The following is a 13,675-nucleotide window of genomic DNA, read 5'->3' as shown; positions in this document are numbered from 1 at the left end:
GGTTCTACGATAGGCGGCGGGCCGGTGGGATGGCAAGGTCAGGTGGCAGGTCTGCCGCGTACGGTGACCTCGGTGAGGTGCAAGCTGCTGCGCGCCCGCGCCTGCACGCCGTAGGTGTCGCCGGCATCGGTGGGCGCCGCGGCGTCGGTTTTGCCGCCGAAATCGAAGAGGTGGGAGCCGTCGGCGCTGGCTTGCAGACGACCTTGATCCACCGCGCTGGTCTCGTCAATAGCAAATGTCAGATAGCCGCGAATTCGTCCGACGAGGCGCTACGGCCGGGTCAGCCCGGCGGCCTCGTACGCGCACATCGCGTGCTCGCCGGTGAGCGCATCCAGCAGCTTGACGGCACTCTCGGAGGCTCGTACGCCGGTGGCGGCGGAGAATTCCGTACGATGCTGGACGTCAGCGGGCAGCGGACCGACGATCCGCACCCCTGGCACGAAAAGCAGCTCGCTCAGCTGCTGGATGGCCAGATCCGCGCGGCCGTCGACGATGGCCAGCGCGGTGAATCCCTGTTCGATGACGGTGGCACGCGCGTTGACCTCGTCGGCGATGCCGAGCTTTTCCATCAGCTGCGCGAAATAGATGCCACTGGCACCGGTACGCGAGTACGCAACGGAGCGTGCCGACCGCAAGGTGGCGATGAGCGCGTCGACCGTACTGATGTCCGAACTGTCGCCGTCAGGTGCGACGGCGATGCCGATGCCGACGCTCGCCACCTCGCGGATGGAGTCGGCGGCGACGAGCCCGCTGCCACCGAGCGCGGACACCGTGGCGGTGACGCCGACGAGTACGTCCGGACGCGCGCCATCCTCGATCCGGCGCAGGAGTGCCTTGGTCGGCTCAAAGACACCGTCCACCACGATGCCGGTTTCCTTCTGGAACGCTGGCAAAATGGTGTCGTCGAGTGCCTTCTTGATGGCGAGCGCACTGAAAAACGAGACAGACATGGTTCCCCTGAGCTAGGCGGATGCGGTCGCGAGCAGGTCCGGTCCGCCGAAGTTGCCGGATTTCAGCAGCAAAGCGGCCGGCCGACCCGACACCGGATACAGCCACGGCACGCCGCGCGCCGCCTCCGGCCCGAGCGCCGCGCCGTCGATCCCAAGCGCGGTCACGACCGCGCCCGAGGTTTCGCCGCCGGCGGCGACCAGCCGCCGGACTCCGCGCTCGACCAGGCCGACCGCGATCCGTCCGGTGGCCTCCTCAAGAACGGCCGCAGCCTGGTCGGCGCCGATTTTCCGTTGGATGTCGCGGAGTTGGTCCGGTGGCGCGGACGAATAGATGATCGGCGCGTCTCCGGCCGGCAGAGCGTCATACCAGTCCAGGGCGCCGGCGGCGAGATCGGTCTGTGCCAACGGATCCAGCCGGAATGCCGGACGGCCGAGACCGGCCATGACCTCGAGCTGTTCGAGCGTACGCGCCGAGCAGCTGCCAGACAGCACGGCGGTCGGTCCTTCGGTGGGGAAGGTGTCGTCGTCGATCGGGGATGGTGGATGTTCCTGGGCGTACGCCTCGGCGAGTCCGCCGGCCAGGCCGGCAGCGCCGGCGATCAGCGGCTGGGAGACGACAGCGCGTCCAAGTGTCCGGATGTCCTCGTCGTCGATGGCGTCGGCGAGGACATACCCAGATTGGTCGGCGAGCGCATTTTGGACCGCTGCCGCGCCTTTTCGTACGGTCGTCAGATCGATGAGCGCCACGTTTTCGTCGGTCTGCGCGGCCAGCAGACGCGGCAGCGACGAGTCGGTCATCGGCGTCAGCGGATGATGACGCATGTGCGACTCGGCCAGCAGAACACCGTCGACGTGCAGATATCCGTGATATTGCGTGCGTCGGTGCTCCGGTGAGCTCGGTGTGAGCAGGACCGTACGCGCCGACAACGCGGCCGCCAGCGTGTCCAGGACCGGCCCGATGTTGCCGCGCGGTGTGGAGTCGAAGGTCGAGCAAAACTTGAAATACACCTGATCCACCCCGCTGGCGCGCAGCCAGTCGAGCGCTCGCAGCGAGAGCCCGGTCGCTTCGGCGGCCGGCAACATGCGGCTTTTCAGTGCCACGACAAGCACATCGTGCGGCGGCAGGTCACTGGTCGATGCCGGCGTGCCGAAGAAAAGGAGCGTACGCAGGCCGACTCGGCGATACGCGACGGCCGCGTCGGTCGCACCGGTGTAGTCGTCGGCGATCACACCGATCATGCCGGATCTCCGCCGATCGCTGCCTTCAGCGCGACGGCCGCCGCGTGTGGCCCGGAAATCACCGGTCGCGCCAACGCGGCGGACAGTCTTTCCGCGGCGGGGGCGAGAGAATACTGCGCGAGCAGCACGGCGTCGTACGAGTCGTCGCAGGCGTCCCGCAGCGCGGTGAAGAGCGTGTCGAGGTCGTTCTTTTTGGCCGCCTCGAAGGCATCCGGTGCGACGACGCCGACCGCCTCGATGCCGGAGCCGGCGACGTACGCGCGAAACCGCGCCAACGAGTCGGTCATGGCGGTCTCAAACGAGGCGAGCACGGCGATCCGGCGATAGCCGCCGTCGAGGGCGCGTTGGAAAGCGGCCGAATCCGGCGCGAAAACCGGCACCGCCGACGCCACGCTGTCGACGACCGGTCCGTAGAGTGAGCAGGTCAGCAGCACACCGTCGGCGCCGCCGTCGATCGCGTAGGCGATCAGCCGTCGCATCCGGTCGGCCAGCGGGGGCGTCAGGCCGTCGGCGGCATCGGCGAGCAGCCGGTCGTCGAGAATGTTCCACGCCAAAGCCTCGGAAAACTCCTCGGCGAGACCGGTCTCTGCCGGCGCGATCGCGGCTGGAGTGGCACTGATCAATGCGATTCTGACGGTCATCGGGCCAACTCCGCGATCCAGCCGAGACCGGACAACGTGTCCTTGGCCGGCCGGTATTCGCAGCCGATCCAACCGCCATAGTCGCCATCACGCAGCGCGCCGAAAACGGTCGGCCAGGCGATTTCGCCACTGCCGGGCTCGGACCGGTCCGGTGGATCGGCGATCTGGACATGGAAGATTCGCGGCAGAAACTCACGTAACCGGTGGACAAGATCGCCTTCGTCGATCTGTACGTGATATATGTCGAAAAGCAGGCCGACCGCGGCGCTGCCGATCGCGTCGACCACGGCCGCGGCCTGTGCCTGGTTGTCCAGCACCATGCCAGGAACGTCGCGTTTGTTCTGTGCCTCCAACAACAGCCGCACGCCGGTGTCACGCGCACGCTCGGCGGCCCAGGCGATGTTCACCACATATTGCGCGTACGCACGGTCGTGGCTCACGCCCGCCGGCCGTGCGCCACCCATGACGTGGAGAAACTGGCTCTCCAGCGCGACGGCGTATTCCAGGCCGCGCTCGATGCCGGCGCGGAAGTCGGCGACCCGGCCCGGCAGGCAGGCGAAACCGGCGCGTTCCGGCGAGCCGGCCGGTCCCGACGGTGTGTTGATCAGCACTTGGCGCAGGCCGGCATCGGCCAGTCGGCGGCGCAGCTCGGCGGCCGGATACGCGTACGGCGCCGGATATTCGACGCCGGTGAAGCCGGCCGCCGCGGCCGCGTCGAACCGTTGTTCGAACGGCAGCTCGGTGAAAAGCCACTTCAGGTTGGCGTCGAACCGCAGGCCGTTGGCCGCGTGCATCAGTGCACCTCCACCACGAGACGTCGCTGTTTACGCAGCCTACTTGTCGTCGGCGACGGTCGCTGCGCGCCAGACCTCCGCGGTGGTAAGGAAAGCCGACGAGCTCGGCCGGTCATCGACCTGGACGTGGCCGGGAAGGGCTTTGCCGGCAACCGAAATCGTGGCCGACCGCAGCGGCGCGATGACCAGGCTCAGGTCGTGGCCGCCGGTGGCCAACGGGAAGTCGTCGGTGGTGAACTGCCGCCGGTCGAGTACGCCGGACATCTCGATCCGGATGTCGGCGGCCGCCGCGGTCAGGCCGGTGGCCAGATCCATCGACACCTCGACGGCGTCTCGCTCGACCGCGGACCGCCGCCAGGGAAGGCCGGCGACCTCGGGGAAGGAGCGTACGAAATAGTCGGTCAGCCAGTCGGCGAGGTCGGCCTCCTCCGAGACGACGCGTACGACCCCGTCGTGCCACAGCACCACCGCTGTGCCGGCGCCGCGGATCGACCAGTCCACCATCCAGACCGATGCGTACGCGGTCACCGTGTCGTCGTCAAACAGCCGTACGCCTGGGTTGGCGCCAACAAGGATCACGCGTCGACTCACGGAAAGATGTTAGAAGCTCGCGTCCTCATGCACGACAACTACCGGACACTCGGCGTGGTGAAGGACCGTGCGGCTGACCGAGCCGAGCGTCATCGCGGCGAAACCGCGGTGGCTGCGGGCACCGACGACGATCAGCCGCGCCGACTGGCCGAGGCGTACCAGTTCGCGCCGCGGATGTCCTCGCGGTGCCAGAAAATCAACGACTATGTCAGGAGAACGGCGAGTCCAACGGCGTAACGCGGTGGACAGCACGAGCCGCTGCTCCGCGTCCATCTTCTGCCAGTCGGCCAGCAGCGGCACGACTCCGCCGAGGTCGTTCCACACGTGTACGGCCAGCAGCCGGCAGTTTTCCCGGTCGGCAGCCGCAAAAGCATAGTCGATGGCCGGACGCACCTGCGGGTTCACGCCGCGCCGGCCGTAGTCGACGCCAAGCAGGATCGGACCCGGGACGCGGTTGTGGACACCGCTCGGCCGCGGCACCACCGCGACCGGACAGGTGGCGTGCGAGACCACGGCACTGCCGGTCGAGCCGAACAGGAGGCCGGCCGGCGACGCGCCGACGACCAGCACGGACGAGATGTCGGCGACCGATATCAGCGCCCGCACCGGCGACTCGCGACTCAGCTGGGTCATGACGGCGACCTCCGGAGCGACGACGTTCGCCCGCCGTACGGCCGCCTGGAGCACGCGGTTGCCGCGCTGTTGGGCAACCAGCTCGCGGTCGCGCCTGGAAGCGTTGGGATGCAGCCCGGCCGGCACGCCGACCATGGCGTGCACGATCTGCAGTCCGGTGCCGCGCCGGCCGGCCTCGGCGGCGGCCCAGCCGGCCGCGGACAATGCCGCCGCCGAGCCGTCGACGCCGACCGTCACCACTTTTCGCTGGATACGCGAGATCGAGGTCATCTCGGTGACTTGGTTGTCCTCAGAGACTGTTGGAGAACTGAGGCACGCGATAGCCGAGCCCAAACGCCGCCTGCCGGCACCGGACGAAACCCCACCATAGCGCTGCTGTTTGAGCTTCCGTCCGGTGCCGGCAGGACGACGTTTGGATCTCGACTCTCACGCACCTCAGTTCCCCAACAGTCTCTCAGGCCGGCCTCCGCACGGATCTGTGCACTGGTCATGTCCTCAGCTCACCGCTGTGACGGTGGCCCGGACAGGGTCGTACGGCTCTGATTTGCCTTGCGACAGGCCGAAAATGGTCAGGCAGGCGCGCGCGGCCGCGGCCTGCGGTCCTGGTCGGCAACGGTGACCGGAGTTTCTCGTAGGATCCGCAGCAGGATCTCCTCCACGCGCCGGGTCGGGAAGTTGGCCGTCGTCGTGGCCACGCCGGTCGCTGGCATCCAGAGAATGTCGACGGAAAACGCGCGCGACTGCAACTGGTTGCACCACCGGTCAAACAGTCGCAGCCGGACCGGCCGCGGTGTCATGCGTGGCACCGCGACGTCGAAAAGTGCCCGCATGCCACGGATCGACAGGGCGTCGGTGAGGATGTGTTCGTACGGCATGGCCGTTCCTGAAACATCGGGGGTTTTCGTTTTCGGCGCGGAGCATATTGCCGACGGCACGGCAGAGCGAGGGCTATGCGCCGTACGCAATGAAACCCGGCGCGGAATTTCCGATATTGCCGTCGTTCCTCGGATGGAATGGTCACCATTCTTAGGAATTCCATAAGGTTGGGAGAAGCCGCGAAGGCGATATGACCTGTTTTTCGCATTTCGCGCGCACCGGCGACATGTCGCCGAAACGACGGAAAAGTGCCTGACGTACCCGTGAGGTGTTCTCACCGAGCGTCATCGGGACTATCGTGGCTTGCGCCTGCAACGCCGGGCTCAGTGGAGCAGGGTCGGGGAGTGCTCGGGGAGTGACTGTGGGGCCAGCTGACGATCGGGAAGAGACGGGTCTGACTTTTCCTGACATCCCGAAGATGCAGCTGGAGGAGCTGCTCGAGCAGCTCGGCGACCGTGCGCGCGACGTGCTGAAGGCGCAGGGCCGGCTGCGCGCTCTGATCCGCGCCAACTCGATGGTCGCCGGCGAGCTGAGCCTGCGCCAGGTGCTCCGGCACATCGTCACGGCCGCGCGCGACCTGGTCGGCGCGCGATACGCGGCGCTCGGCGTGATCGGCCACGGTGGCGCGTTGGAGGCATTCCTGCACGTCGGCATGGACGACGCGCTGGTGGCCAGGATCGGCGCTCTGCCGAAAGGCGACGGCATCCTCGGGTTGCTGATCCGCCATCCACGGCCGGTACGCATCACCGACCTGCGCGAACATCCGGCCGCCGTCGGTTTTCCGGCCGGACATCCGCCGATGGCCAGCTTCCTCGGCGTACCGATCCGGATCAGGGACCGCGTCTTCGGCAACCTCTACCTGACCGAGAGCGTGCACGGCCAGTTCAGCCTGGAGGACGAGCAGCTGGTGGTGGCGCTGGCCGGCAGCGCCGGCGTGGCGATCGAGAACGCGCGCCTCTACCAGGAGCTTGAGCAGCGCGGACAGTGGCTGACCGCGTCCACCGACGTGACCCGGCAGCTGCTCGCGCAGGTCGACGAGCCGCCGCTGGACCTGGTGCTGCGCTATGCCGCACACGGTGCCAGCGCCGACATCGCCAGCCTGATCCTGCCGGACGACGACGGTCACTGGGTCGTACGCGCGGCGTCCGGCGTCTACGCCATGCAGGTCGTCGGCATGGCCATCGAGCTGGACGGCACGCTCAGCGGCAGGGTCGTACGGTCGGGCAAGCCGGCGGTCGTCAACGACTACGAGGACGAGGTGCGGTCGATCCGCAACGTGATGCCGGTCGGTGCCGCGCTCGCCGTACCACTGCTGACCGAGGACAACCGGGTGATCGGCGTGATCACCGTCGCGAGGGTGCCTGGCCGGCCGCCGTTCAGCGAGACCGACACCGAGCAGCTGGTCGGCTTCAGCGGCCACGTCGGCATGGCGATGGAGCTGGCCAGGGCCCGCACCGACCGCGAGGTGCTGCGTACGGTCGAGGACCACGACCGGATCGCCGCCGACCTGCACGACCACGTCATCCAGGAGCTGTTCGCGGTCGGCATGAGCCTGCAGGGCGCGGTGTCGCACATCCGCGACCCGGACATGCAGGCGCGGCTGCTGGGCAACGTCGAGTCGCTGGACGCGACCATCAAACGGATCCGCGCGACGATCTTCCGGCTGCGTTCGGGCATCGTCGGCGCGGACAGCCTGCGGCGGCGGCTGCTCGACGTGATCGGCGAGGAGTCGAGCGCACTCGGCTTCGCGCCGGACGCCGACCTGGTCGGGCTCAACGAGGACCTGCCGAACCGGCTCGCCGACGACGTCGTCGCGGTCGTACGCGAGGCACTGTCCAACGCCGCGCGGCACGCCTCGGCCGGCACAGTCGGCATCCAGGTGGCCGTCGACAGCGGCACGATCGTCATCGACGTGATCGACGACGGCCGCGGCATCGGTGACCGGCCGCGATCGAGCGGCCTGGCCAACCTGCGGCAGCGCGCCGAGCGCTATGGCGGCACATTTGACATCGAATCGCCGCACGGTGGCGGCACTCACCTGCACTGGACCGCCCATACGTTGCCGCGTTGAGCCAGAATCGGCGCCATGCTGTTCGGCGTGCTCGGTCCGTTGGAGGTGCGTACGTCCGCCGGCGAGCCGATCGCGATCGGTGGTCCGCGGCCGCGCGCGCTGCTTGTGATGCTGCTGCTCAATGCCGGCCGCGTGGTCAGTCTCGAGCAGCTGATCGACGGCCAGTACGGCGACGACCCGCCGGCCGGTGCGGCCAACGCGGTGCAGGCGCAGGTGTCCCGGCTGCGGCGTACGCTGCCGGACGGCGCGATCGAGTCGCATCCGGCCGGATATCGCGCGGCGGTCGACCCCGACGAGGTCGACGCGCATCGGTTCGAGCGGCTGGCCAGAGTTGGCCGGTCGATGCTCGCGGCCGGGCAGTACGGACCGGCCGCGGCCGCGCTGCGCGAGGGGCTGGCGCTCTGGCGCGGAGCGGCGCTGACCGACCTGCCGTACGGTCAAGCGCAGGCCGCGCGGCTGGAGGAGCTGCGGCTGGCCGCGACCGAGGACCTGATCGAGGCCGAGTTCGCGCTGCCGGAAGGCACCTCGATCGCGGATCTGGCGGCGCTGGTCGCCGCCCATCCGCTGCGCGAGCGACTGTGCGGTCAGTTGATGCGCGCGCTGCACGCGGCTGGCCGGCAGGCTGAGGCGTTGGAGGCGTACGAACGGACGCGGCGGCTGCTCGCCGACGAGCTTGGCGCCGATCCGTCGCCGGAGCTGGCCGAGATCCACCTCGCGCTGCTGCGCGCCGAGCCGATCGAACGGCCGGCCGCCGCACCGCCGGTGCAGCTGAGCAGCTTCGTCGGACGCGACGCCGACCTGGCGCGGCTGCGCGAGCTCGCCGGCGCGCGGCTGGTGACGATCCTCGGACCCGGCGGGATCGGCAAGACCCGCCTCGCGGTCGAGTACGCGGCGTCGCTCGACGCGGTCTTCGTGGACCTGTCGGACGTGGACACCGCGGAGGCCGTACCGCTCGCCGTGCTCGGCGCGCTCGGCCAACGCGAGTCCGGGTTCGCGCCAGGTCCGGCGATGGAGCCGGCCGCCCGGCTGGTCGGCGTACTCGCGCAGCGGCAGGTGCTGCTGGTGCTGGACAACTGCGAGCAGATCGTCGCCGCGGTCGCGGTGCTGGTCAGGCAGCTGCTCGAAGGCTGTCCACGGCTGACCGTGCTGGCGACCAGCCGCGAGCCGCTCGGACTGACCGGCGAGCGGCTGCTGCCGCTGGCGCCGCTGGACACACCGCCGGCCGTACGCCTGTTCGCGGACCGCGCGGCGGCCGTACGGCCTGGTTTCGCGGTCGACGCGGCCAACACCGCGGCCGTGACCGAGATCTGCGTGGCGTTGGACGGCCTGCCGCTTGCCATCGAGCTGGCCGCGGCACGGTTGCGGCAGTTCGACGTGGCGGAGGTGGCTGCGAGGCTTGCCGGTCACGCGCATTTCCGGCTGCTCTCACGCGGCGACCGGACCGCGGCGGCGCGCCACCAGACGCTGCGCGCGGTGGTCGAATGGAGCTGGGACCTGCTCGATCCGGACGCGCAGGCGCTCGCGCGGCGGCTGGCCGTCTTCGTCGGTGGCGCTCGGCTGCCGGCGATCGAGGCTGTTTGTGGTGCCGGCGTCGAGGATTTGCTCGCCGACCTGGTGGACCGGTCGCTCGTCGAGTCCGACGGCGGGCGCTATCGGATGCTGCAGACGATCCGGCTCTTCTGCGCGGAACGACTCGTCGAGGCCGGTGAGGACGCGCGCGTACGAGCCGCACACGCGCGCTGCCAGCTGGCGCTCGCCGAGGAGGCCGACCCGCACCTGCGGCGCGCCGAGCAGCTGGAGTGGCTGGCACGGCTGTCGGCCGATCACGACAACCTGATGGCCGCGCTGCGGTGGGCGGTCGACAACGACCGGCGTACGGCCTTCCAGCTGGTGGCGGCGCTCGCCGCGTACTGGTGGTTCAGCGGCCGGCGCAGCCAGGCGACCGACGCGGCGGTCGCGCTGTTGGACGGTGACATGCCGGACGGCCTGGAGGAGGAGTGGATCAGCTGCGTCGTACACGCCGGCGCGCGTGCCTCGGCCGAGCAGTGGAAGCGTGCCGGTGAGCTCATGGAACGGTTTGACCGGCCGTTGCGGCATCCGTTTGGCGCGGCGCTCTGGGGGATGACGGCCGGACCGCCCGACGGCGATGCCACGGAGACCCACGGCGTCCTGCTGGACGCCGATCCGTGGAATGTCGCGCTGGGCCGGCTGAGCACGGTGTTGCTGGGATTGCTCGGCGGTGAGCCGACTGCTGAGGAGCCGCAGATGCGTGCCGCTCTGGCGAGTTTTCGTGAGCTTGGCGAGCGATGGGGGACAGCGCAGGCGTTGGACTGGCTCGGTGTGTTGGCCAGCTGGCGCGCGGAATGGGACAACGCGTATGCGGCCTGGGACGAGGCGTACGACCTGCAGGCGCGGCTTGGTGCGTCCGAGGAATGCGCCAGCATTCTTTGTCACCGCGCCGAAAGCCTTGTCCGGCAAGGAGAACTGGTCGCCGCGCGCGCCGAGATCGAACGAGCGAGCGCGCTGCTGGCCGAGGCCGGCGAGCTGGAGGTGCCAGTCGAGATCCAGCTCGGTTTCGCCGAGGTGGCACGGCTTCGCGGTGATCTCGAGACAGCCGCTGATCTACTCCGGCGTACGCTCGCCGCCACCGAAGGCCACGGCTTCGGCGCCGAATGGCTGCGCGGCCGCGTACTCACCGCCTGCGGCCGCCTCGCCGCCGCCACCGGCGATGTCGGTGATTCCGTACGGCGGCACGGCGAGGCTCTCGCCTTCGCGCGCACCTCCCCCTTCGCCGTCGAGCTGGCACACGCCGTCGAAGGCGTCGCCGACGGTGCCACTCTTGTCGGCGCGTACGAGCAAGCGGCATTGTTGCTGGGGATCGCGGTCGCCCTCCGCGGCATGGCCGTCGTCGGCGACCCAGACGTCGCGCGTACGGCCGCGGCCGCCACCACTGCCATCGGACCCGGTGCCTTCGCAGCGGCATACGCGCGCGGCGTGGCGATGAACCGCGACGAGGCCTTGGCGGTTCTCGACAACTTGCGTAGCTGACGACAAAATGTCCTGTTAGACAGTATTACGCAGTCAGTCCGCCTCACCCGCATTGTCAGCCGCACCAGTCGCACCAGCACCACCCCGGCCCCTGCTGGATGTTCGCATGGCCCCCATGCGTGCGTCAGACGCACGTAAGGAGGCCCTGCTACCAACACGCAAACCGGCAAGACGGGCATTTAGCGTTACAGAGGAGGTGATGGCGTCCAGCCCGACGGGGAGAACGAGCAAGCCTGGAGAACTCAGCCCCGACCGCAACCGCCGCCCGCACCCCTATGCACACCGATTGGCATCCACGCGCCCCCTCCCTTGAGGTCGCTCGCCGCGTAGGCGAAAAGCCCACCACCCACCCACGCAACAACCAGAAAACGCAACCACCTCCCCAACGCAACAATCAAGAGACGCAACCGCCCCGGCCGCACCACCGAGAAACCAAAGCACGCCCTGACGCAACGAACATGAGGACGCAACCATCGCAACAATCAGAAACCCAACCACCCCCGACGCAACCCCAACCACCGATAGGCCCCTCACCCGACACCCTTGCGACTGACCTCCACCGGTGTCGTGCGTACGTAATCCCCATCAATAACCCTGACCGCGCCAACAACCCGCACTTTCCCCACACACGGCAGCATCTCGGACGAGGACCCGACAAGGACCTCCACCTCACCTGGCTCCACGATCCGCCGCAGATCCCGACCGACAAAACTGGTCCGATCGGCGTGGACGCTGAAGGTCACTTCGGCCTGCTCCCCAGGATCAAGCCGTACGCGGCAAAAACCGGTCAACTGCCGGACAGGACGAGTCACCTGCGCGTACAAGTCACGCAGATAAAGCTGTACGGTCTCGGCACCATTCCGCGACCCGGTGTTGGTGACCGTGACGGAAACGGCGAACGTTCCATCGACCGGGATCTCGGCCGGTTCCAACCGGAGACCGGAATATGCGTACGTGGTGTAGGAAATGCCGTGTCCGAATGGAAACAGCGGAGACGGATCCAGGTTGCTGATGCCGGCGCTGTCGCCGCCGAGCGGTGGATGTAGGTAGGTGCCGGGCTGCCCGCCGGTGATTCGTGGCACCTGCACCGGCAGGCGACCGGACGGGTTGACGCGCCCGGACAGGACGCCGGCGATCGCCGGTCCGCCTTCCTCGCCAGGCATGAAGGCCTGCACGATCGCGGCGGCGCGGTCGGCGTAGTCGCCGAGTGCGTACGGTCGGCCGGAGACCACCACGATCACGACCGGCGTACCAGTCGCCAGCAGCGCCTCAAGCAGCTCACTTTGCACACCCGGCAACGAAAGGTCCGCGGCGTCGCAGCCTTCGCCGGACGTGCCGAGGCCGAAAAGTCCGGCGCGATCGCCGACCGCGGCGACGCATACGTCCGCTGCGCGCGCGGCTTCGACAGCCGTGGAAATTCCGCCGCGATCAGGATCTCGGATCGGGCAGCCTTCATGAAAGGAGACAACCGAGCTGGGAATTTCGTTGCGAAGACTGGCAAGCAGCGACGGAGCTGCTACCTCGCTGGCTACGCCAGGATAGTGCGGCAGCACATGGTTGGGAAACGAATAGCAGCCCATGAAAGCCAAAGGATCGTCGCCGCACGGGCCAACCAGAGCGATCGAGCTCGCCTCGAGCGGCAGGACGCCGGTGTTCGCCAGCAGGATGACGGACTTTTCCGCCATCTCGGCTGCAATCGTGCGATTGGCAGGTGAATCGAGGGTGGCCACGCCAGCCGCCGGCGTCCAGCCCGGATCGAGCAGGCCAAGCTCGACTTTCTGTGTCAGTACGCGGCGCGCCGCGCGGTCGACGAGTTTTTCCGGCAGCTGTCCGGATCGTACGAGCGCGACCAGCTCGCCATAGCAGTGCGTGCTCGGCAGCTCCACGTCGATGCCAGCATCGATCGCCAAAGCCGCGGCCTCAGCGCGGCTAGCTGCGACGCGATGGGTGGTCTGCAGAAAAGTGACCGCGAAATAGTCGGAGACGACGACCCCGTCGAAACCCCAGTCGTCGCGCAGAATTCCGGTCAGTAGCTGCTCGTTTGCGGCGGCCGGCAGACCGTCCACGTCGGAGTAGGAGTTCATCACCGACCGCGCACCGCCGTCGCGTACGGCCATCTCGAAGGGCCACAGCAACACCTCGGAAAACTCGCGCGGTCCGACCGAAACCGGTGCGTGATTGCGGCCGGCGCGCGAGGCGGGATAGCCGGCGAAATGCTTGAGCGTCGCGACAACTCCGGCCGACTGGAGACCGCGGACGTACGCGGTGCCAAGGGTCGCCACCAGATACGGGTCCTCGCCGAGCGTTTCCTCGACGCGTCCCCAGCGATAGTCGCGTACGACGTCCAGAAGCGGCGAAAGTCCTTGGTGGACACCGACAGCTCGCAGGTCGGCGCCGATCGCCGCGGCCATCCGGCCGACCAGCTCCGGATCGAAGGTCGCGGCCCACGCGATCGACGCCGGATAGACGGTCGCGCCGAGCGTCGCGAAACCGGTGAGGCATTCCTCATGCGCGATCGCCGGAATGCCGAAACGGTTGGCGGCGATAACTTTTCGCTGCAGCTCGGCCAATCTTTCGATGCCATCCTGGTGGCCGATCGGTGCCGTGCCAAATGGCCGGGTGAGATGTCCGAGGCCGTGCTCCGGCAATGAATCGGGGAGCGCGTCCTGCATCGGCGAGACCTCGCCGGCCGCGCGCTGGCCGAGCCATGCGCTGCCAAGTTGACCGACCTTATCCTCCAACGACATTTCCGCCATGAGTGCGGTGACGCGCTCGTCGACGGGCAGGGCCGGATCGCGCCACGGCTCAGCGGAGTTTTCCAAGAAATATCGC

The 13,675-nt window shown here is 68.5% G+C and carries 11 protein-coding genes; 2 read left to right on the top strand and 9 right to left on the bottom strand.

The genetic code is table 11. The features are described 5' to 3' along the window. Nucleotides 1-38: 38 nt before the first annotated feature. The 8 genes from GNX95_RS08860 to GNX95_RS08825 all read right to left on the bottom strand — a co-directional run bounded on the left by GNX95_RS08860 (nucleotide 39) and on the right by GNX95_RS08825 (nucleotide 5,723). Nucleotides 39-212, bottom strand: coding sequence for a hypothetical protein (locus GNX95_RS08860; protein ID WP_163506630.1), 174 nt, complete (start codon nucleotides 210-212; stop codon nucleotides 39-41). A gap of 57 nt (nucleotides 213-269) precedes the next feature. Further along, nucleotides 270-950, bottom strand: a complete 681-nt coding sequence (locus GNX95_RS08855) for a molybdate ABC transporter substrate-binding protein (protein ID WP_163506629.1) — start codon at nucleotides 948-950, stop codon at nucleotides 270-272. Between the two features lie 12 nt (nucleotides 951-962). After that, on the bottom strand, nucleotides 963-2,189 hold the full coding sequence (gene otnK / locus GNX95_RS08850; RefSeq protein ID WP_163506628.1) for a 3-oxo-tetronate kinase: 1,227 nt from the start codon (nucleotides 2,187-2,189) through the stop codon (nucleotides 963-965). Then, entirely contained in the window at nucleotides 2,186-2,830 is a 645-nt protein-coding gene (locus tag GNX95_RS08845; protein ID WP_163506627.1) for an aspartate/glutamate racemase family protein, read from the bottom strand. Before GNX95_RS08845 ends, otnK begins: the two co-directional genes overlap by 4 nt. Further along, the gene (locus tag GNX95_RS08840; RefSeq protein ID WP_163506626.1) at nucleotides 2,827-3,624 is read right to left on the bottom strand and encodes a hydroxypyruvate isomerase family protein; all 798 of its coding nucleotides are present in this window, start codon (nucleotides 3,622-3,624) and stop codon (nucleotides 2,827-2,829) included. Before GNX95_RS08840 ends, GNX95_RS08845 begins: the two co-directional genes overlap by 4 nt. A gap of 39 nt (nucleotides 3,625-3,663) precedes the next feature. Beyond that, a complete protein-coding gene (locus tag GNX95_RS08835) occupies nucleotides 3,664-4,215 on the bottom strand; it encodes a hypothetical protein (RefSeq protein WP_163506625.1) in 552 nt (183 codons plus the stop codon). Between the two features lie 9 nt (nucleotides 4,216-4,224). Further along, entirely contained in the window at nucleotides 4,225-5,118 is an 894-nt protein-coding gene (locus GNX95_RS08830) for a universal stress protein (protein ID WP_163506624.1), read from the bottom strand. Between the two features lie 299 nt (nucleotides 5,119-5,417). Beyond that, nucleotides 5,418-5,723 carry a hypothetical protein gene (locus GNX95_RS08825; RefSeq protein ID WP_163506623.1) on the bottom strand — a complete coding sequence of 102 codons (306 nt, stop codon included), beginning with the start codon at nucleotides 5,721-5,723 and terminating at the stop codon, nucleotides 5,418-5,420. A 362-nt stretch (nucleotides 5,724-6,085) separates the two neighbouring features. Between GNX95_RS08825 and GNX95_RS08820 the strand changes: the two genes are divergently transcribed. Next, nucleotides 6,086-7,795 carry a sensor histidine kinase gene (locus tag GNX95_RS08820; protein WP_163506622.1) on the top strand — a complete coding sequence of 570 codons (1,710 nt, stop codon included), beginning with the start codon at nucleotides 6,086-6,088 and terminating at the stop codon, nucleotides 7,793-7,795. Nucleotides 7,796-7,810: 15 nt separating this feature from the next. After that, entirely contained in the window at nucleotides 7,811-10,843 is a 3,033-nt protein-coding gene (locus GNX95_RS08815) for an AfsR/SARP family transcriptional regulator (RefSeq protein ID WP_163506621.1), read from the top strand. A gap of 530 nt (nucleotides 10,844-11,373) precedes the next feature. Here the strand turns inward: GNX95_RS08815 and GNX95_RS08810 are convergent. Next, nucleotides 11,374-13,665: a beta-xylosidase/alpha-l-arabinosidase gene (locus GNX95_RS08810; protein ID WP_246281547.1), complete on the bottom strand. Its 2,292-nt coding sequence runs from the start codon at nucleotides 13,663-13,665 to the stop codon at nucleotides 11,374-11,376. Nucleotides 13,666-13,675 lie beyond the last annotated feature (10 nt).

The organism is Fodinicola acaciae (assembly GCF_010993745.1).
Lineage (GTDB): Bacteria > Actinomycetota > Actinomycetes > Mycobacteriales > HKI-0501 > Fodinicola > Fodinicola acaciae.
This window is presented reverse-complemented; position numbering and strand designations above follow the sequence as displayed.

What these genes read in the sequence shown, in the direction of transcription:
- GNX95_RS08840 (WP_163506626.1), bottom strand. Translation starts at nt 3,624, where the DNA reads ATGCACGCGGCCAACGGCCTGCGGTTCGACGCCAACCTGAAGTGGCTT.
- GNX95_RS08815 (WP_163506621.1), top strand. Translation starts at nt 7,811, where the DNA reads ATGCTGTTCGGCGTGCTCGGTCCGTTGGAGGTGCGTACGTCCGCCGGC.
- GNX95_RS08845 (WP_163506627.1), bottom strand. Translation starts at nt 2,830, where the DNA reads ATGACCGTCAGAATCGCATTGATCAGTGCCACTCCAGCCGCGATCGCG.
- otnK (WP_163506628.1), bottom strand. Translation starts at nt 2,189, where the DNA reads ATGATCGGTGTGATCGCCGACGACTACACCGGTGCGACCGACGCGGCC.
- GNX95_RS08830 (WP_163506624.1), bottom strand. Translation starts at nt 5,118, where the DNA reads ATGACCTCGATCTCGCGTATCCAGCGAAAAGTGGTGACGGTCGGCGTC.
- GNX95_RS08855 (WP_163506629.1), bottom strand. Translation starts at nt 950, where the DNA reads ATGTCTGTCTCGTTTTTCAGTGCGCTCGCCATCAAGAAGGCACTCGAC.
- GNX95_RS08825 (WP_163506623.1), bottom strand. Translation starts at nt 5,723, where the DNA reads ATGCCGTACGAACACATCCTCACCGACGCCCTGTCGATCCGTGGCATG.